General features: G+C 38.2%; 16 protein-coding genes. 9 read left to right on the plus strand and 7 right to left on the minus strand.

The window, feature by feature from the left end; all coding sequences use genetic code 11:
• Positions 1-373 precede the first annotated feature (373 nt).
• Positions 374-991 (minus strand): hypothetical protein, encoded by a 618-nt coding sequence (locus AABB81_RS03075; protein ID WP_342158540.1) that lies wholly within the window; start codon positions 989-991, stop codon positions 374-376.
• A 364-nt stretch (positions 992-1,355) separates the two neighbouring features.
• On the opposite strand from AABB81_RS03075, the gene AABB81_RS03080 reads away from it, so the two are divergent.
• The 4 genes from AABB81_RS03080 to AABB81_RS03095 all read left to right on the plus strand — a co-directional run bounded on the left by AABB81_RS03080 (position 1,356) and on the right by AABB81_RS03095 (position 4,509).
• A complete protein-coding gene (locus tag AABB81_RS03080; protein ID WP_342158542.1) occupies positions 1,356-1,733 on the plus strand; it encodes a hypothetical protein in 378 nt (125 codons plus the stop codon).
• A gap of 71 nt (positions 1,734-1,804) precedes the next feature.
• Positions 1,805-2,155, plus strand: coding sequence for a hypothetical protein (locus tag AABB81_RS03085; protein ID WP_342158544.1), 351 nt, complete (start codon positions 1,805-1,807; stop codon positions 2,153-2,155).
• Between the two features lie 10 nt (positions 2,156-2,165).
• A complete protein-coding gene (locus AABB81_RS03090) occupies positions 2,166-3,986 on the plus strand; it encodes an adenylate/guanylate cyclase domain-containing protein (protein ID WP_342158546.1) in 1,821 nt (606 codons plus the stop codon).
• Positions 3,987-4,356: 370 nt separating this feature from the next.
• Entirely contained in the window at positions 4,357-4,509 is a 153-nt protein-coding gene (locus AABB81_RS03095; RefSeq protein ID WP_342158548.1) for a hypothetical protein, read from the plus strand.
• A gap of 166 nt (positions 4,510-4,675) precedes the next feature.
• On the opposite strand, the gene AABB81_RS03100 is transcribed toward AABB81_RS03095, so the two are convergent.
• Together AABB81_RS03100 and AABB81_RS03105 are read right to left on the minus strand one after the other, a co-directional pair.
• Positions 4,676-5,506, minus strand: coding sequence for a DUF6597 domain-containing transcriptional factor (locus tag AABB81_RS03100; protein ID WP_342158550.1), 831 nt, complete (start codon positions 5,504-5,506; stop codon positions 4,676-4,678).
• A 39-nt stretch (positions 5,507-5,545) separates the two neighbouring features.
• A complete protein-coding gene (locus tag AABB81_RS03105; RefSeq protein ID WP_342158552.1) occupies positions 5,546-6,286 on the minus strand; it encodes an oxygen-binding di-iron domain-containing protein in 741 nt (246 codons plus the stop codon).
• Between the two features lie 727 nt (positions 6,287-7,013).
• On the opposite strand from AABB81_RS03105, the gene AABB81_RS03110 reads away from it, so the two are divergent.
• Both AABB81_RS03110 and AABB81_RS03115 read left to right on the plus strand, forming a co-directional pair.
• Complete coding sequence (locus AABB81_RS03110; RefSeq protein ID WP_342158554.1) at positions 7,014-8,477, plus strand: InlB B-repeat-containing protein; 1,464 nt, start codon at positions 7,014-7,016, stop codon at positions 8,475-8,477.
• 667 nt (positions 8,478-9,144) lie between these two features.
• Positions 9,145-10,053, plus strand: a complete 909-nt coding sequence (locus AABB81_RS03115) for a hypothetical protein (RefSeq protein ID WP_342158556.1) — start codon at positions 9,145-9,147, stop codon at positions 10,051-10,053.
• A gap of 671 nt (positions 10,054-10,724) precedes the next feature.
• Here AABB81_RS03115 and AABB81_RS03120 read toward each other — a convergent pair.
• Both AABB81_RS03120 and AABB81_RS03125 read right to left on the minus strand, forming a co-directional pair.
• Positions 10,725-11,552, minus strand: coding sequence for a hypothetical protein (locus tag AABB81_RS03120; RefSeq protein ID WP_342158558.1), 828 nt, complete (start codon positions 11,550-11,552; stop codon positions 10,725-10,727).
• 11 nt (positions 11,553-11,563) lie between these two features.
• A complete protein-coding gene (locus tag AABB81_RS03125; RefSeq protein ID WP_342158560.1) occupies positions 11,564-12,100 on the minus strand; it encodes a helix-turn-helix transcriptional regulator in 537 nt (178 codons plus the stop codon).
• Between the two features lie 222 nt (positions 12,101-12,322).
• On the opposite strand from AABB81_RS03125, the gene AABB81_RS03130 reads away from it, so the two are divergent.
• The gene (locus AABB81_RS03130; protein WP_342158562.1) at positions 12,323-12,853 is read left to right on the plus strand and encodes a hypothetical protein; all 531 of its coding nucleotides are present in this window, start codon (positions 12,323-12,325) and stop codon (positions 12,851-12,853) included.
• A gap of 82 nt (positions 12,854-12,935) precedes the next feature.
• On the opposite strand, the gene AABB81_RS03135 is transcribed toward AABB81_RS03130, so the two are convergent.
• Entirely contained in the window at positions 12,936-15,611 is a 2,676-nt protein-coding gene (locus AABB81_RS03135; protein ID WP_342158564.1) for a zinc-dependent metalloprotease family protein, read from the minus strand.
• A gap of 810 nt (positions 15,612-16,421) precedes the next feature.
• Here AABB81_RS03135 and AABB81_RS03140 point away from each other — a divergent pair.
• The gene (locus AABB81_RS03140) at positions 16,422-17,300 is read left to right on the plus strand and encodes a universal stress protein (RefSeq protein ID WP_342158566.1); all 879 of its coding nucleotides are present in this window, start codon (positions 16,422-16,424) and stop codon (positions 17,298-17,300) included.
• Positions 17,301-17,971: 671 nt separating this feature from the next.
• Positions 17,972-18,175 (plus strand): hypothetical protein, encoded by a 204-nt coding sequence (locus AABB81_RS03145; protein WP_342158568.1) that lies wholly within the window; start codon positions 17,972-17,974, stop codon positions 18,173-18,175.
• Between the two features lie 156 nt (positions 18,176-18,331).
• Here the strand turns inward: AABB81_RS03145 and AABB81_RS03150 are convergent, their stop codons facing one another.
• Complete coding sequence (locus AABB81_RS03150) at positions 18,332-19,411, minus strand: serine hydrolase domain-containing protein (protein ID WP_342158570.1); 1,080 nt, start codon at positions 19,409-19,411, stop codon at positions 18,332-18,334.
• Positions 19,412-19,533: the final 122 nt, after the last annotated feature.

Raw genomic sequence — 19,533 nt, forward strand, 5'->3', positions numbered from 1 at the left:
TAGGGTTTTGATTTTGAGATTGGAGATTTCAGATTTAAGATTTAACCTGCCTGCCGGCAGGCAGGGATTTAAGATTTGAGATATAAGAAGTATTAATGCATTCAAGCATTGTAGCATTGAATATCGAATGTCGAACAAGGAACTCTGAATTTCGAAGTTTTTGTCTGAAACTCAAATCAATGATTAAATCGTAAACGGCCTATTTTGTTTTTCGTCTTGCATCCTGATAATTTTAGCATGGAAGAAGCAATAGCTCCGGAAGCGCAGCGGCTTGGGCTATGGTGGAGTAAAAATTATCAGAGAGATGCACAGAAAAACAAAATCAGCCTTGATTTTTTGGTTCTTTTGCATCAAGGCAAAAGGACAAGACAAATCACTCCATCCCCACTTCCAACAAACTATCCACAAACCTATCCGTTTCCCTGATAAAATCAGGGCCTATCCTTTTTTGATGTAAAGAAAAAATATACTCGATCGAATCTCCCTTGAATTCGTATTTACCCCGCTTATAATAGGATCCTTTCCATGCTGCGGGATCGTTGATCCTTAAGTTCTTTCGTGCAGCCATGGTCCTGTCCAGGTGGATCGTGTTGGTATCCACCTTGAGTTCCTTTCCAAAAAGGCCTTTTCTGTTAAATGTTGCGATTGAATTTTCTTTAGCATCAAAGATGACCAGTATATAATCCTGATCCGTATTGAAATTGACATCGGTATAACTTTCCTGATAGGAAAACAGCAGAAAAACACCAATCCCAAGTATGAGTTCTCCCAGCATCAATGTTGAATAAGCTACCCTTTTGATCAAAAGCCTGTCAAGGATATATAGGACGATTAAAAATATGGTGATCGGAATTACAATGACCGCATATAAGGGATCAATAGTAACAGCAACGTATAAGGAATGAAGGGATATCAATATACCTAAAAAGGTAATGATGGTTAACAAAGTAATCGGGTAAACTAAGTTTTTAAGTACGGTCTTGAATTTCACGAGTGAATGCAATTAGCTACCTCTAAAAATACCCATATCTCCCCGCCCAAACCATGAGATATATCAGGCCCTCCAAAACCATGTCATTTGAGGTATAAATACCCTTTTAAAGCCAAAACAACCCTTCTACCGAAGGATGGATAAGGTGAGATATTATAATACAGTGGATAATGGTGGATTGATTGGAGAATGGAGAGTTTTGATTTAAGATTTCAGATTGGAGATTTGAGATTTAAGAAGTGGTTTTTGAATGTCGAATGTCGAACAGGGAACTTTGAATTTCGATTAGGCTCTTGATTTGAGATTTCAGATTTAAGAAGTGAACTCCCCAACGAAATTATTGATTCGATCGAAACGGCCTATTTTGTTTTTCGTATTGCATCCTGATAATTTTAGCCTGGACGAAGCAATAGCTCCGGAAGCGCAGCGGCTTGGGCTATGGTGGAGTAAAAATTATCAGAGAGATGCACAGAAAAACAAAATCAGCCTTGAATTTTTGGCTCTTTTGTTTCAAGACAAAAGAGTAAAGAAGAATATTTTACGAATTTTTCTTTCAAGAAAAAAACAAAAAACCTTAATTACAGCATTAGCTCCGCTAAACCCCTGTCTGCCGGCAGGCAGATGGCGATTTCCCATACTAATCCACCAGCCTTACAGCCTGAACCGAATCCGAATTCACAAAGAATTTAGTTTGATAATTATAATAGGCCCTTCGGATAGAAAAACCATCTCTTCGTCCTAGTTCGTTTGATTGGATTCAAAAATAGAAGTACATTAACTCTAATTAAATTATAAATCTTTCAAATTTAACTCATGACAACAATCAATGTTAGTACAGATTCGTCTGGAAATGTTACCTTATCGAATAATGGAAATGCCACTTCTCCCCGCAAGGGTGAAGTTCAATGGAATGTTACAGGATCCTTACTTAAAACTATAGCTATAAGGCCTTTTATTCAGCCAAATACAAATCAAACTGACATTTGGAGTACGCCGCCAGCCCCTTTCCCTAATAATAATCCGCCTGATAATGTATCTATCAATTGGCAGGGAACAGTATTTGACAATGATGGCGAAGAGTACTATTATTTAGATTGGACAAAAAAAGATAATTCAACTGGTACAATTGACCCTAAAATAACTGTAAGGGCTACCAATCGTTAAAAGGAATGATATGTTTCTGAAGAGAAAAGCCTATTATCTGATAATAGGCTTATTTTGTGTTTTTATCAATTCATCTGTAGCGCAGGACCAACGAGTAGCTGACAGTCTAAAAATTATATATGATCAAGATGTATTGAAAGATTCAGCTAAATTGGAATTACTTTCACAAATTACTTTTAATGAGTTGAATGATTTCAACCTATCCTTAAAATATGCTGAAGAACTTATTGACCTTTCGAAATCAGCCAAAAATGACAAATATTTATTTGACGGTTACTATGCAAGTGGAAACACCTATAAATCAATCGGAGAATTAGACATTGCCCTTACTAAATTCTTTAGTAGTGTAAAAATAGCTAACAAAATAAATCACCCTGAAAGAGAGGGGATTGCCTATATGGCTATTGCAGATGTTTATTCAATTATGGGGGATTTTACTAATTCTGAAAACTATTATTCAAAGGCCATAGCAAAATTAAGGCAAAAAGCAAAATACTCAAATTTATTGGCAGCTGCTCTGTTAAATGCCGGAGATGATGCTTTTCTTAACAACCAGTTTGATAAGGCCCTGGGCTATTTTGAAGAAGCAGGAATTATATATGAAAGAATTGATTCGAAAATAGGCATGGCTTATAATTTGGGAAATATTGGAATGGTTTATGCCAAGCAGGGTGAAGACAATTTGGCTGAACAAAATATCAACGAAGCCATAGTAATTTTGGAAGAAATAAAGGACTATGCTCCCGTTTCGGTATACCTCAATTACATGTCTGATATCTATGCTAAAAAGCAAGACTGGCCGCAAGCATTTTCTTATGCAGAAAGAAGCCTTGACCTGGCTATGCAATATGGCCTTAAAGATCAGATTAGTAAGGCATATTTGCAGATTTCTGAACTCAATGAGTTGCGAGGAATGGCTGAAGAGTCATTAAAGAACTATAAAAATCATATCGTTTACCGGGATAGTGTGACCAATATTTCCTCTATTCAGGCAATGGCTAACCAAAGAACCAATTATGAAGTGTCACAAAAACAAATCGAAGTTGACCTGCTTGACCAACAGAGAAAAAACCAACAACTGATCTCCCTGGCTTCCGGAATAAGTCTTTTACTCATAATCGTTGTCGCCATTGGCTTATATCGCAGAAATAATTTTATTAATAAAGCCAAACTTCTCGTTGAAAATGAAAAGAAAAGATCAGATTTACTTTTGCTGAATATTCTGCCTGAACAAACAGCTGAAGAACTTAAGGATAATGGCAAGGTTCAAGCCAAACGCTTTGATTCAGTAAGTGTTATGTTTACCGATTTTCAAGGCTTTACGGCCTATTCTGATAAACTATCTCCTGAAGAGCTGGTCGATAGCATAGATTTCTATTATTCAAAATTCGACGATATCATTGAAAAACATGGTCTCGAGAAGATCAAAACCGTGGGAGATGCCTATATGTGTGCCGGAGGACTACCCTTTCCTACTGAGGATCACCCTGGTAAAATGATTGAGGCCGCTCTTGAAATCGCTGAGTTTGTACATGAATCAAAAAAGATAGATCCTGAAGCCATGACCCGATTCGACATCCGCATCGGGATCAACACAGGGCCCGTTGTAGCTGGTATAGTGGGTAAAAAGAAATTTGCCTATGATATTTGGGGAGATACAGTGAATATTGCCTCACGTATGGAATCAAATTCAGAACCCGGTAAGATCAACATTTCAGATAATACCTACCAACTCATCAAAGATCAATACGAATGCACCTACCGAGGGGAGATTGAAGCAAAGAATAAAGGAATGATGAAAATGTATTTTGTAAAAAGATTGTTGATGTGAGAAGTGGTTTTTGAATGTCGAATATCGAACAGGGAACGTTGAAATGATTTGAGATTTCAGATTGGAGAATGTTGATTTGAGATTTAACTTGCCTGCCGGCAGGCAGGGATTGGAGATTTCAGATTTAAGAAGTGGTTTTTGAATGTCGAATATCGAACAGGGAACTTTGAATGTCGATTAGGGTTTTGATTTAAGATTTCAGATTGAAGATTTGAGATTTAAGAAGTGAACTCGCCTACGAAATTATTGATTAGATGGAAACGGCCTATTTTGTTTTTCGTCTTGCATCCTGATAATTTTAGCAAGGACGAAGCAATAGCTCTCAAAGCACAGCGGCTTGGGCTATGGTGGAGTAAAAATTATCAGAGAGATGCACAGAAAAACAAAATCAGCCTTGATCTTTTGGTTCTTTTGGATCAAGCCAAAAGGTCAGAGAAGAAATTATTTTACGAATTCTAGTTTCACCTCCATTGACTCTAATGAATCCCTGGCTGCCGTCGTTACAGGTCGAACAGGGTTTTGATTGGAGCTTGGAGAGTTTTGATTGGAGATTGGAGATTTGAGATTTAAGATTTAAGAAGTATTAGCTCCGCTGAATCTTCGATTTCACGCATTCAAGCATTTTAGCATTGTAGCATTGTAGCATTGTAGCATTGTAGCATTGTAGCATTGAAAATCGAAGTTTCTTTTTAACCATCATAAAACCCTAAACTTGAATTACCTATCAAAAGGCCTCTTTTCCCTTTAAAAATACTTGGTTTTATACCGGCTATTGTTTTAAAGTCATGTATAAAATGTGCCTGATCATAATAGCCGCAGTAATATGCTACATCGGTTAAATCCATTTTTTTATATCCGTTCAAACAACGTATTACTTCATTGATTCTGGTGATTCTAAAGTAATGTTTGGGGCTGATACCGACCTTGTTTTTAAATTCTCGTTCTAATTGACGTTTACTAATATAAAGTTGATTGGCCAGCTCATCTATTTTGATCACATTTGAATTTCGGATGAGTTCAGCGGCCTGGTTAATATAACTCATGTCTATCTTATTGCTCTGAAGATTCCTTAGCAAATAACCTTCAGCACGTTTGATCATATTGAGAACATTTTTCTCTTCTTTTATCCTGTGGCTGAAATCACGAAATTCCTGACCTATGACCATAGACATATCTTCAAATCGTTCCTTAAATTCTGATGCCGGTACGCCAAAGACATTATAGATGCCTTCAGGTTTAAATCGAATAGCAAATACATCTACATGATTTTTAAATTGTATCTCATACGGATTGGTAAAAAGTCCGATGATCATATAATCTGGTGTTTGAGACCATTGGTCATCTTTTTGCAGGTCGCAGTGTAAATCATTGAGGTGGAAAATCAATTCCAAACAACCATTTGGAATCAATTGCATGGATATGCGCTGGGTAGCATTTACATTAAAACTGCCTTCCCAATACAATTCAACAAATGGCTGGAGACGCTCGCACGGACTATATTCAATAACTTGATTACTCATTATTCCTTCTAATCTTATTCTAAAGATAGCAGATTTAAACTAACTCTTAGCTTTTTCCTGGGTATCATAGATTTCTTTCATGATGTAATTTAGATCCAATAAAGCCTGGCTGCAGTTACCCACAAATGATGAGCCATGCATAGTAGCAAGGGTTTTTGGCTTCAGATCTGCCAATGAGCTTAGAATCTTTGCTGTATTGTGTGTATAGGGTGTATATTCCATCAAAGGTCCTTGTTCATATTCGAGCATGGATTTTTTGTGAGAACCCAAAATATCTTTATCTGTTATATCGATTACATTTCCATTCTGATGAAATAAGTCTGAGCAAAGCAGTGTTCCGTTAGTCTCTTCAAAAAGTACTCCAGCATCCCATCCATGGGGTAAATGTGGTGTTCTGATAAAACGATAATTATGCTTCCCAGTATTCAAAATAGCATTACTAGCCATGGCATGTGCGGGTCTGATTGAAAAATCTCCCATATTTACAATGGCTCCAACTTCACTGCAAACAGGTTTTGCATTGGGTGCTACCTGAAGCCAATCATTGAGCGCTCCACACTCATCAACCTCAAAATGACTAAAACCGATCCACATGATCTTTGAAGGGTCAATTAGTTTACTCACGGCTTCAAACACTACCGGAAACATTTGTCTCATTCCTGCGTGATAGAGCATTGGCTCATCATCTTTAATTAGAAAATGGTTGAACTGTAAATTAAATTCTTTGACATAAACTGAAATTCGAAACACATCTGGGGCAATTTCTGAAACATTGATCATACTAGACTTTTTAATAGTTAATATATACTTCGCTATCTATATTATATGGTACAAGGTACTACTATTCAATTGCTTGTGATTGTAAAAAAGCGACATTAAGATGATTCATGCATGATCATTGTAACATTGTAGCATTGATTTAAGATTGGAGAGTTTTGATTTCAGATTTCAGATTTGAGATTTGAGAAGTATTGGCTCCGCTGAATCCCTGTCTGCCGGCAGGCTGGTTCGATTTCACGCATTCAAGCATTCAAGCATTGAATATCGAATATCGAACAAGGAACTTTGAATGTCGATTAGGCTCTTGATTTCAGATTTCAGATTTAAGAAGTGAACTCGCCTACGAAATTATTGATTAGATCGAATCGGCCTATTTTGTTTTTCGTCTTGCATCCTTATAATTTTAGCAAGGACGAAGCAATAGCTCTCAAAGCGCAGCGGCTTGGGCTATGGTGGAGTAAAAATTATCAGAGAGATGCACAGAAAAACAAAATCAGCCTTGAATTTTTGGCTCTTTTGTTTCAAGACAAAAGAGTAAAGAAGAATATTTTACGAATTTTTCTTTCAAAACAAAAAAACAAATAAACTTGATCAATATCACTATTAAAACTGATACGCATCATTGCCAAATCACAAACCTCACACTAACTTCATGTCTCTATAATCATACCATTCTTTTTGCTTATCAGATCATTTATGAATAAGAATGGTCGCTAAATCATGTGGTATGAAAAATCTAATGCATTTAAAATTAACAATTTACGCTTTACTATTTGTAGTGCTGACAACCTGTAGTGATGACGATCCGGTTTACTATCAGCTTACTACTCAGGTGACTCCTGACCAAGCAGGAACCATTGCCCCTGCTTCAGGAATGTTTTATGAAGGAACCGAAATTGAACTCAAGGCGACCCCCAACGCGGAGTATGTTTTTAAAAACTGGACCGGGGATGCCAGTGGTGATGACAACCCTTTGAAAATAATCATTCTTGAAGACAAAAACATCACGGCTGTTTTTGAAAAAGTAAATTATGCATTAACGATAGATATTATTGGAGAAGGAACCGTAAATCAGGAACTTGTCCTGGCTAAATCTTCCTCTACAGATTATGAATCCGGGGCAACCGTTGAGCTCACAGCAGTTCCTGATGATCAGTGGAAGTTTGTGGAATGGAGCGGAGACCATACAGGCAGCGAAAACCCCATTCAGCTGACCATGGATAAAGCCATGAGCATCACAGCGAAATTCGAAAAGGTATCGTATGCCTTGACCATAGAGACGGTAGGAAACGGAACGGTAAATGAAGAAATCATTCAGGCAAAATCGACTACTGATTATGATTCCGGAACAACGGTTCAGCTCACTGCCATACCTGACGCCGGCTGGATGTTTGTTGGATGGAGTGGTGACCATACTGCTACCCAAAACCCGATTCAGATAACGATGGATCAAGCCATGAGCATCACAGCGAAATTCGAAATAAATATGTCAATTCCAATATCCATTTGGGTATTTGGAAGTGGCTCTGTGGAAAAAGAATGGGTCGGAGATCCTGCATTGGGCAATTCAGACATAAGACTTACTGCATATGCGAAAGAAGGATCCTATTTTGTCTATTTGCATGGAATCTTTGATAACGCATTAGGGGATTTTCTTACTACTAAAAACCCGATAGTATTTGATTTAAATGACGCTTTAATGTTTCAGAATGCAGATCACCTTTTTCTTTATGCAATTTTTAAGGAAGGAGTCGCAGACAAAACCTACATACCGGATGATCATTTTGAACAGGCCCTTATTGATCTCGGATACGATGATCAATTGGATGATTACGTGTCAACCCAGGTAATCAGCAGGATTGAAGAATTGGATGTGTCAAACCTAAACATCCAGGATCTCAGTGGTATTGAAGATTTTTTGAGTTTACAAATGCTTACTTGTAATCAAAACAAATTAAAGAATATAAACCTATCGAACAACCATCATTTATACAAATTATTTCTACAAGACAATGAACTTTCTGATCTTGACCTTTCAGCCTTGAATAGTATTTTGTTCTTAGACATTAGAAACAACCCGTTGACTTGTGTACAGTTGAATGAAACGCTACTTGAACAAATAGAAAATCCCGGCTTAGCGATCTGGATGAGAGATGAAGACGTAGAATTTTCTCTGGACTGTGGTTACTAAAATGTAAAGGTTGTATGTTATTGTAGCATTTTTGGAAACAAATACCACGCCCAACGGCGTGGCAGGATGAAGTAGGGTTTTGATTTCAGATTTCAGATTTCAGATTGGAGATTTCAGGTTTCAGATTTCAGATTTAAGAAGTGAAGTCGCCTACGAAATTATTGATTAGATGGAAACGGCCTATTTTGTTTTTCGTCTTGCATCCTGATAATTTTAGGATGGAAGAAGCTACATGTTGATTGAAGATTTGAGAATGTAGATTTCAGATATAAGAAGTGAACTCCCCTACGAAATTATTGATTAGATCGAAGCTTTTACGGCAGTGTATGTTAAAAAGCGCGTTAAGAATTTTTGAAGCCTTGGAAAAAATTTAGCGCTTTTTAAACGGTTTTTAGGCGTTCGATAGAAAAGCCTAAAAAACACCTCGTAAAAGCAACCTCCTTTTTTGGTTCTTTTTTGGAGGAGCAACTGCGAAGCACATCACGAATACTTAAACCAATAGTATGGGGGTGAGTAAAAAAGGAACAGAAGAAATTATTTCACGATTTTTCATTAAAAACAAAAGAACAAATAAACTTAATTAAAGCATTGTAGCATTAAACCCCCAAACTTGTAACCAATCCACTCCTTCTGTTGTCCAATTACAAATACTACTAAAAAATCAAAAATGAAATACCCTAAATACCTGTTAACGGCCCTGTTAATAATACCTGCTTTATGCTTCGCCCAGGCAGAACAGCAATTCAATGGGGTCAATATGAAGGAATCCCTGTCAACAGTACAAACCAAACTCAAAGACATCGCAGCTGCTTCGAAAGTGATTACGGTGCAACATACTGTTTTTCCTTTGGCAAAAGACAAAGAGCAGCACCTGGTTTGTTCGGATGTCAAAACCGCAACCGGTACCATCAGCAAGGCGGTATTTACTTTTGCAGATAACCAGCTCACCAATATTGAAGCCCGGGGGAATGTGCAGCAAAGTCTTGCCGCCAAGCTAAAAGATACCGCCATCAATTATATGGACTACGAAATCTACCAAAAGCAAAAGTTATTTATCAATCCCAAAAAAGATATCGCCTGGATCTTGACAGATGAGGCCCTGTTTTCGCATTTATTCACCTGGGAAAACCCAGTTCTGGATACGGCAGAAGGTTTGGCCCTGCCCAATACCGGATTGGTCCCGGCATTCTTACAAATGGGTGCCACTTTTGAGGAACTGGAATCCTCTCTTGAAGCGAATAGCACCTTTACCCTCAAAGAAGCATTAGACGGATCTGACCCCAATGCACAATACCAGATCAACTGTTTTGGCGTCAATTACCTGGGCTTCCCCAGAAAAGCCGAAGCACGTTTTGGGGATGACAAACTTAACGTGGTATGGATCCTGTTGGGAAAAGCAGAAGAAGACAGGGTAAGACATGCCCTTATCAAACAATACGGCCCGGCCATTTATAAGGATGACGTTTGGGAAGTATTTCACAACTGGCAGGTAGCCCTTAGAAAAGACAAACCCGAAATACTGCTTATGGAACAGGAAATTAGCCTTGATTATAAGAAGAGCTATTTTAAACAATAGCATGAATTTGAGATTTGAGAACGTTGATTGGAGATTTCAGATTTAAGAAGTATTCATGTATTGATGCATTAGCTCCGCTGAATCTTCGATTTCATGCATTGTAGCATTGTAGCATTGTACCATTGAATACCGAATTTCGAACAGGGAACTTTGAATGTCGATTAGGCTCTTGATTGAAGATTTAAGATTGGAGAGTTTTGATTTGAGATTTCAGATTGGAGATTTGAGATTTCAGAAGCGGTTTTTGAATATCGAATGTCGAACAGGAAACTTTGAATGTCGAATTGTTCTGCCAAACCAAAATTATTAATTTGACTGAGGCTTTTACGTCAGTGTAGTTTGAAAAGCGCGTCAAAATTTTTGAAGCCTTGGAAAAAATTTAGCGCTTTTTAAACGGTTTCTAGGCGTTCGATAGAAAAGCCTAAAAAACACCTCGTAAAAGCAACCTCCTTTTTTGGTTAGTTCGCCTTATTTGTTATTTGATAAATTGGAGCTCATGAATCTCCTTCCGTCGATTTCGTTTTTTGGAGGAGCAAAAAAGGAACAGAAGAAATTATTTCACGATTTTTCATTAAAAACAAAAGAACAAATAAACTTAATTAAAGCATTTCAGCATTGAAGCATTTGAACATCTAATATCACTGCCGGCGAAGCAGGTCGAACAGGGAGAACTACTCTATTGGTGCATGGTCGCTTTTATTCAACAATTCCTGACCCAGCAAATAAGCCAAAGTCATCCCATAGAGAAAATTAGATATCCCCACCTCTATTCCATGCACCAATCTTATATTTGCGGGCATAAACTCACTGGGCGGGATCAACGGTGCGATGCCTCCAATAACTGAAAACACCAGTCCTATGATCAGGGCCTTTTTGAATTGTGGCAACTTTAAGGTTCGCAGCATCAAGATGGCTACAAGCACAAATAAGAGTCCTCTTGGAAACTGGGTTAAGATCATCACATCCGCCGCTGGCAGTTTCCCTTCATAAAAAGACATAAGGTCAGGATATGTGGCTTGTAAGATCATTCCGGCACCAATATAAAATATCAAATAAATAAAAATTCCCAGTACGCTCCTCCAGATCCAGCTGAATACAGATCGCCCTTTGAATCGCAGTGATTCTGAGCTTCCCTCCCACTTATTGAGGACCAGCACAAATAATGGCGCAAAAATAGCCACTATAAACAGGCCTTGAAACATTTCTTTGGTGGTCTCTGCCCGGTCGGTTACGTTAAAAATATATGCTTCAATTAATAAGTTGAAGTGGCCAATGATATAATAAATAAAAAATACCGAAAGCACCAGTTTCAACCCTCTTAAACTTGAATAGGACACATAAAGGCCCAATAGGATTACAATTAAGATAGCAGAAACAACACCCCATAAATTGATAGAGCCAAGGGAGTTTCTTGACAAAAACAATGCATCAAACACAAGGTATAAAACAAGTATTATTATTGATGCCAGCAACAATTTTATATAATAATTAAGTTTCATGATAATTTATTTTAGGTTAATGCTGAGATTGTATTTTTACACCATTTTAAGGTGGTTTTGTTCGACTCAATACCGTGTTCAAAGGCGAGCCTGCCATGCAAAGGCATCTTGTTTGATTCTTTGCCGTAAAAAGTTTGAAGATCTTGAATATATGTTTCCAACAAGTCGTGAAAAGAACGAAGAAAGATAATTTTCTGTTCTTTGTTGATCAGGTTCTCCATAAATGCAAACCGAAGTAAAAGTTCATCTATTTTCTTTTCGACTTCTTTTTTTTCAATGGGTTTTATCAACCATTCTTTAAGCCTTAAAAGCCCCTTTTGAGTAATTTGAATTCTTGTTTTTCCCGTATCTGGCTGTAAAATTTTTTTTGCCAGTTCAAATTTCTCCAACCTTTTGATGGCAGGATAAATCGTTCCGGGGCTATTGCTGTAATTGCCCATTGCTGTTTCCTCAAACACCTTTCGAATACCATAACCTGATAAAGGCTGGTCATAAATCAATCCGAGTATGGCAAAATCTAATAGCGTTGGTTTTATATCTTTTTTCATAATAGTACGATTCGTACTACGAATATAGTACGAATCGTACTAAAAAACAAATTTATTTTTATACATCCTTGTTTTTGTTGCTTACACAAGCAAAACGGACCACCTAGCACCTGAAACAAGGCCTTCAAAAAATCAAAATCAACAATAGCAATGACCCAGATCAATGTAAAGATCCTGCCCGGGTTCTACCTTTAAGGCTATAGAACGTTTAAATCAACAGTCATGAACACACTAAAGCATTTCGTATCGCGGTTTTTTATCCTGTTTGCATTGTTAGGCTTGCTGATCTCGCACAACAGCTGTGTTCCGGACCAAAAAGACAAAGGCCTGTTTTGGTCTCAGGGCTTCCTTGAAAAATATGATGGAACCACATGGAAGCTTATTGAAGAGGAGATGCGCATTTATGTAAGGCTTAATGACGACATCGACAAGGACCTGGAACTATGGATGTCTGATCTGGAATTGGCAAAACTTATGACCCGTAAAGAATGTTTTTATCACAGTCATGAGACGCTGAACACCGAAGAAGTAGAAGTTCTCGAAATTTCGGAAAACAAACTGGTATTCACCTATCTTGATGATGAAACCTATACCTTTAGCATGGACGGAGAACGCCTGAAAGTGGAGTTTGAAACCCTGGACAATGTCAAAAAAACCGTCTATTTTTCAAAGACCACCGAAGATGTTGATGACCTGGATATTTGCCCTGAAGAAAAAAGCAAAGATGCTTTTGATTGGAAGTTTTTGAAATAATTACCCTATTAGCCGTGCTGAATCCCTGCCTGCCGGCAGGCTGGTTCGATTTCACGCATTCACCCATTCAAGCATTTCAGCATTACCGCACCAAAACCCTCTCCATAACAAACCCATCACCATTAACAACCTTTAGAAAATAAAGACCTGCTTTTAGCTGCGCAGTTTGTATGCGTTCTTTGAATTTTAAAGAATTGCTTTGATAAGACTTTTGCAATACGATTCTGCCCAAGGCATCATATAACAATACATCTACCCTATCTGATATTAGATCAAAGCTGAGTTGAAAACTCTCATCAGCCGGATTTGGGTATAGATTAAAGCCTTTTAAATTGAATTCTTTGGCACTGAGCACTTCTTCGTAACTGCAAACCCTCATGCCCCAATTGACCAAGTGACCAATGTCAGCTGGTCCTGAATCAATTAGTTTTAATTTCCATGGACCTAAAGTACTTTCACCGGCAAAGGAGCTCAAAAGCTCGGAGGCTTTGATCAGTCCGCTAATTCCCGGAGCCGAACTACTGCATCTGATCCCTTCTCCTGCATCGCTAAAGACCGCTTGTATATTGTCGCCATAACCAAAACAAGCTTCTTTAATTAATAGGATTTTTGTTCCCTGAGGACTTTCAATTTCCAAGCTTAAATCCCATATAAATGGATGTTCTATATCAACGGTTATACTGATCTCTTCTATGTTCAAATCTGCTTCGATATCAAGTGTTGAAACAATCCCCTGAAGGTCATTGTCAGGAATCATCATTGGCACATCTGAACTTGCTGTATATTCACAGAAACGATTGTCCTCTCCTATTGAAAAAGGCTTTTGATTCAGGGCAAAGAAAAAATTGTCAACTGCCTCGACCATCAGGTAACAAGACCCGGCAGTAAAATAAGGCACCTTTATGCTTTCCGAGCCATCATTATCCGTATCAGCTACAAGCGTGGTTGGAAAAGTAAGGCCTCCGTCTGTGGACAATAAAATATTGACTTTTGAAACATCCACCCCATTGGCATCAGTGCCGGCTACATCCCATGCTACTAATTGATCTGAATTTTGTTCCCAAATCAATCCTGCAGTGTTTTGTGAAGTCACCACAAACGGCCCTGCAGCGTCTGATACACTAACTTTAAGCTGATCAATAGCCACTTGCCCGCCCTCAGGATTGTTATCCCTAACGGTCACACTAAAATTCAGTTCTCTTGCCACCGTTGGGGTGACTTCCCAGGTTGTCGATAAAGCACCATTTCTGAGTTCTTTCAGAGCGGGTAAATACCTGGTATTGCTCTGCTCAGGAGGATATGACCTGTACAAAGCGCCAATTCTGTCATTCTCCGTTGGCGGAACCCTGTTTATTTGATTGTCAATTTGTTCCCAACAATAACTAAGAGGATCTCCATCAGCATCCTGACCCTCTCCAACCAATTTAAAGGCAGTGCCCTTTGGGATGATAAAATCAGCTCCAGCATCAGCAGTGGGTGCATGAATATTATCCTTGAGCTCAGTCATTTGTGCACAGCTTTCACCTACTCCTGAAATATGGTTCCAGATCTCTTGTATACTTATCGAATGAAAATACAGATCACTGCGCAACTGTACATTTTGCGGCGCACATAAACCTGCATAGGCCATAATGGTAGAACCACTTCCGGGCTCAACTGCAGTCGGATCATTTCGATTGATACCACCACAATCTAATGAGTCTCCGTTAAAGGTATGGTTTGCCCCAAACTGATGGCCCAACTCATGGGCTACATAATCAAAATAAAAAGCATCCCCTGTGGGATGAACTGTTCCTGATGCCCCTTGAGCTTTAACTGATGTGACACAAACTGAAGGATTTTTTGCTCTACCTCCTTCTTCCATTGTACCCATGACATGGCCTATATCATAGCCTCCAGAACCAATAATTTGGTTACATATGTTTTGGTTTTGATTCAACATATTGGAAATATTGTCTTCAGTATAAGGACTGTTGTCATTAAAAAAAATAAGTAGATGATTATTTTCGACCAACTGAAGTCGCACGGCCAGATCCTTTTCAAATAAATAATTAATACGGGTCATCGCAGTGGTTATAGAAGCCATTACAATCTCTATTTGCTCTTGTCTGGTTTTGTCCTGGGCATTCTCAGCCTCAATATGGTACTGGGTATATTCTCCAGTAACTGCCATAGCCAATCGATAGGTGCGTAACTTGCTGTCATAGCTTTTAAGCGTCGCCATTCCTTTATTTAAGGCTGATTCAACTTGCTGAATTTCACAATTAAATCCTTGTTTTACTCCCGTGATATCGCCTCTCTTATACACCTGATAAAACTTATTATTAGCTTGATTTTGAAGCTTTAATGGGTCTATATACTGAACCTTTCCTTGATAATCAGTAATCATGGCATGAAGTCCGAGTTCATTGATACTAAAATTGATCTTTAGGGAAGGATCATCAACCCCTCGACCTGAGTAGGATTTATTATTCGGAAATTTTTCAGCCAATGCCGGATGCATGACAGCTGTCTCGTGTACCCAAAAAGAAACTAATTCACCACTCTTAAGAGGAAACTGAACTTGAGTCTCAGATTTTAGACTACTGCTTTGATCTTCCAACCCAGAGTAGAGTTTATTCTTTAAACTGCCCAGTTTCAATTCAAAGGCCTGATACTCTTTTTTGACTTCAAAGTCCTTTTGAACCTCCAATTCTGATAGGCTCATAGTTGTTTTGGTCCATAGGTCTCTATCCTGCGCCATCAAAGAACCAGACATCAATATGTATATCAAAAAAATAAATGCGAAGTAATTTTTTACCATATATATACTTTACTATTTCCTTTTCATTTTTAAGACCTTTAAAGTAGTAAATATGGAACAACTAGCAAATACCTTGGGGAGGTAATTGTAATAATGACTCCTTGATTTAAGTTTTTATTCTAGCATTGTAGCATTGAATATCGAATATCGAACAGGGAACTTTGAATTTCGATTAGGATTTTGATTGAAGATTGGAGAATGTTGATTTCAGATTTCAGATTGGAGATTTGAGATTTGAGAAGTATTCATGCATTGATGCATTCAAGCATTGTAGCATTGTAGCATTGTAGCATTGAATATCGAATATCGAACAAGGAACTCTGAATTTCGAAGCTTTTGTCTTAAACTCAAATCAATGATTAAATCGTAAACGGCCTATTTTATTTTTCGTCTTGCCTCCTGATAATTTTAGCCTGGACGAGGCAATAGCTCTCAAAGCGTAGCGGCTTGGTCTATGGTGGAGTAAAAATTATCAGAGAGATGCACAGAAAAAGAAAATCAGCCTTGATCTTTTCGTTCTTTTGGATCAAGCCAAATGAAGCGACAGCGAATTCACGAATTCCTTAATACAAATAGAAAATGAATGAGTAAAAGGATAAAGAAGAATATTTTACGAATTCTCATATCAAAACAAAAACGTAAAATAAAAACCCAGCATTTAATCATGCTCTATTGCTCAAAATCAATCATTTCATTGACTAACGTCAATGTTCACGGTTTACTCTTTTATTATATTTCACCCAAGTAACCTTAAAAGACATCAGGATGAAAAAAATACTATTTGCCACCGACTTTTCAAGCAATGCCAACAAGGCGTTTAGTTTTGCGTTGAACATGGCAGAAAAGCATAAGGCTGATCTGATCATGGTCCACGTTTTTAACTTAAAAGCCGTCTGGACATATCCGTATACAGGTGATCCCATTGAGATGAAAGCACAGGCCGCAAAAAGCTGGGAACGAAGCCTGAAAGAGTTTTTTGAACATTATGATAGCAAGGTTAAGGCCAGCTATTTCGCTGTTGAAAATCATACTGTTGTTCAAGGGATTCTTTCGGTCATTGAAAAACAGAAGCCTCAATTGGTGGTTACCGGAACCAGGGGGAAAAGCACTGTTAAAGAACTATTGCTGGGCAGTACGACTAAGGCCCTGGTAAAAAAGTCGCCAGTTCCGGTTTTGGCCGTTCCCAATTATGCCGAATTAAAGGACTACGATAAGGTTTTATATACCTCCGATTTTCGAGAGGTCGACCTAAAAGCCCTTCAGGACCTTGTTGACCTGGTCGGCCCCTTTGAACCAGAGATAAAAGTCTTGCACATGAGCACCGATAATGAGTTCGAACATCTTGAAAAACTGGAATGGCTCAAAGAGCTGATCAATGACAATGTAACCTATCCTGCCATTTCATGTGACCTGATTTTGTGTGATGATACTTTTACCTCCCTCAACAGGTATATGAGCGAGAACGATTTTGACCTGCTTGTCATGCTTGAAAAAGAACGCGGCGGCATTGTTGATAAAATGTTCCATCAGAGCCTTGTCAATAAAATGGAATTCCGGACCTGGATTCCGCTGCTGAGCTACAATGAGCATTATTTAAGCCAAACAGGCCGCGAGGATGTTAAAAAAGGTAGTGTGAAGCAGTGATTTTATACATTGATTGAAGATTGGAGAATGTTGATTTGAGATTTCAGATTGGAGAATGTTGATTTGAGATTTCAGATTTCAGATTTGAGATTTAAGAAGTGAACTCCCCAACGAAATTGTTGATTGGAGGAAAACGGCCTATTTTGTTTTTCGTCTTGCATCTTGATAATTTTAGCATGGGAGAAGCTACATGTTAATTGGAGATTTCAGATTTCAGATTTCAGATTTAAGAAGTGAACTACCCTACGAAATTATTGATTGGATCGAAGCTTTTAAGTCAGTGTATGTTAAAAAGCGCGTTAAGGATTTTTGAAGCCTTGGAAAAAATTTAGCGCTTTTTAAACGGTTTTTAGGCGTTCGATAGAAAAGCCTAAAAAACACCTCGTAAAAGCAACCTCCTTTTTTTGGTTCTTTTTTTGGAGGAGCAAAAAAAGGAACAGAAGAAATTATTTCACGATTTTTCATTAAAAACCAAAGAGCTAAAAAACTTAATTAAAGCATTGAATCATTAGCTTCGCTGAATCTTCGATTTCACGCATTCAAGCATTGTAGCATTGTAGCATTGTAGCATTGAACATCGAATATCGAACAAGGAACTCTGAATTTCGAATTGGCTCTTGATTTGAGATTGGAGAATGTTGATTTGAGATTTCAGATTTCAGATTTAAGAAGTGAACTCCCCAACGAAATTATTGATTGGATGGAAACGGCCTATTTTGTTTTTCGTCTTGCATCCTGATAATTTTAGCCCGGACGAAGCAATAGCTCTCAAAGCGCAGCGGCTTGGGCTATGGTGGAGTAAAAATTATCAGAGAGATGCACAGAAAAAGAAAATCAGCCTTGATCTTTTAGTTCTTTTGGATCAAGCCAAATGAAGCGACAGCGAATTCACGAATTCCTTAATACAAATAGAAAATGAATGAGTAAAAGAGTAAAGAAGAATATTTTACGAATTGCTCTTTCAAAACAAAAACCCAGAATAAAACCCATTATAAACTCCGTTGAATCCCACCCTACAGACAGGTCAGATTTCAATCCTTTGCGACCAACTCGGCGATTTGCCTTGTAACCTTCGTTGGAGAATTACAATCGCAGTTGGTCAATCCGATGACATAAATATCTGAATCGGGAAGGTAAACCCCCATTGATTTGAAACCAAAAATGGAGCCTCCGTGTTCCCGGCTTAGCATACCGTCATTTGTCTTAAGATGCCAGCCATAGCCGTAATTGATAGGCTCTCCATTGTTCAAGCTATAATTTATAAAAGCCTTTTCAGTTGTTTCCTCACTGATTAAAACATTGTTTTTTATCGCCTCCTGCCATAGAAACATATCATCAACCGATGACATTAATGAACCCGAAGCATAAGGTATTGTAAAACTTATGTGCCGGGTGTTTATATACCCATCTCTCTGACTATATCCTGAAGCCCTGCGTTGAATGACCTTTTTGTGACTTGCATACTGAGATGACGTCATCCCCAGTCTTTTGAAAATGTGTTCCTCGATAAACTCAGCATAAGCCTGTCTGGATACGCTTTCAATGATATAGCCTAAAATGACATAGCCTGAATTGTTGTATTTAAAAGCCTCGCCAGGAGCAAAATCCATGGTTTCGTTTTTAAAGAAATCGATGAGCTCCAAAGGGGTCAGGTCCTTGTTTGCAATGTCATTGAGCCCCTTCATGCTGGTAAAGCTTTTAATTCCGGAAGTATGTGTCAACAAATGGTGCAGGGTTATTTTATGCCCCTGCGTGGGATAGTCGGGAATATATTTGGTGATCTCATCATCTACCTGCAATTTCCCCTGATCCGCGAGCATGAGGATGGCAATCGCGGTAAACTGCTTGGTCATGGAACCTATTTCAAAAACATTGTCTGTTTTCATGGGAACACCCTGTTCAAGGTTTGCAAGGCCAAAGGCTTTTTTGTAAATAATTTCTCCGTTTCTGGCAATCAAAAAGTCAGCACCGGGCACATCCGGCGCATATTTTTCCAGCAATAAACTATCTATTTTCAATTCTGCATCTTGTGCATAGCCTGAAAACGAAATAGTAAGTGAGAGAACGGTTATTACTGCTAAAAGGTATTTTAAATAAAGTGGCTTTGTCATTTTTTTATATTAATAAATGGTTTCACCGTTTGACAACAAAGCACAAGCATTGGTTACAAATGAAGCCTCATTGCTCTTTCTTTTGCAAAAACCTTGGGAACAATGAATATCGAATGAGGAAC

This window comes from Lutimonas vermicola (assembly GCF_038433205.1).
Taxonomy (GTDB): Bacteria; Bacteroidota; Bacteroidia; order Flavobacteriales; family Flavobacteriaceae; genus Lutimonas; species Lutimonas vermicola.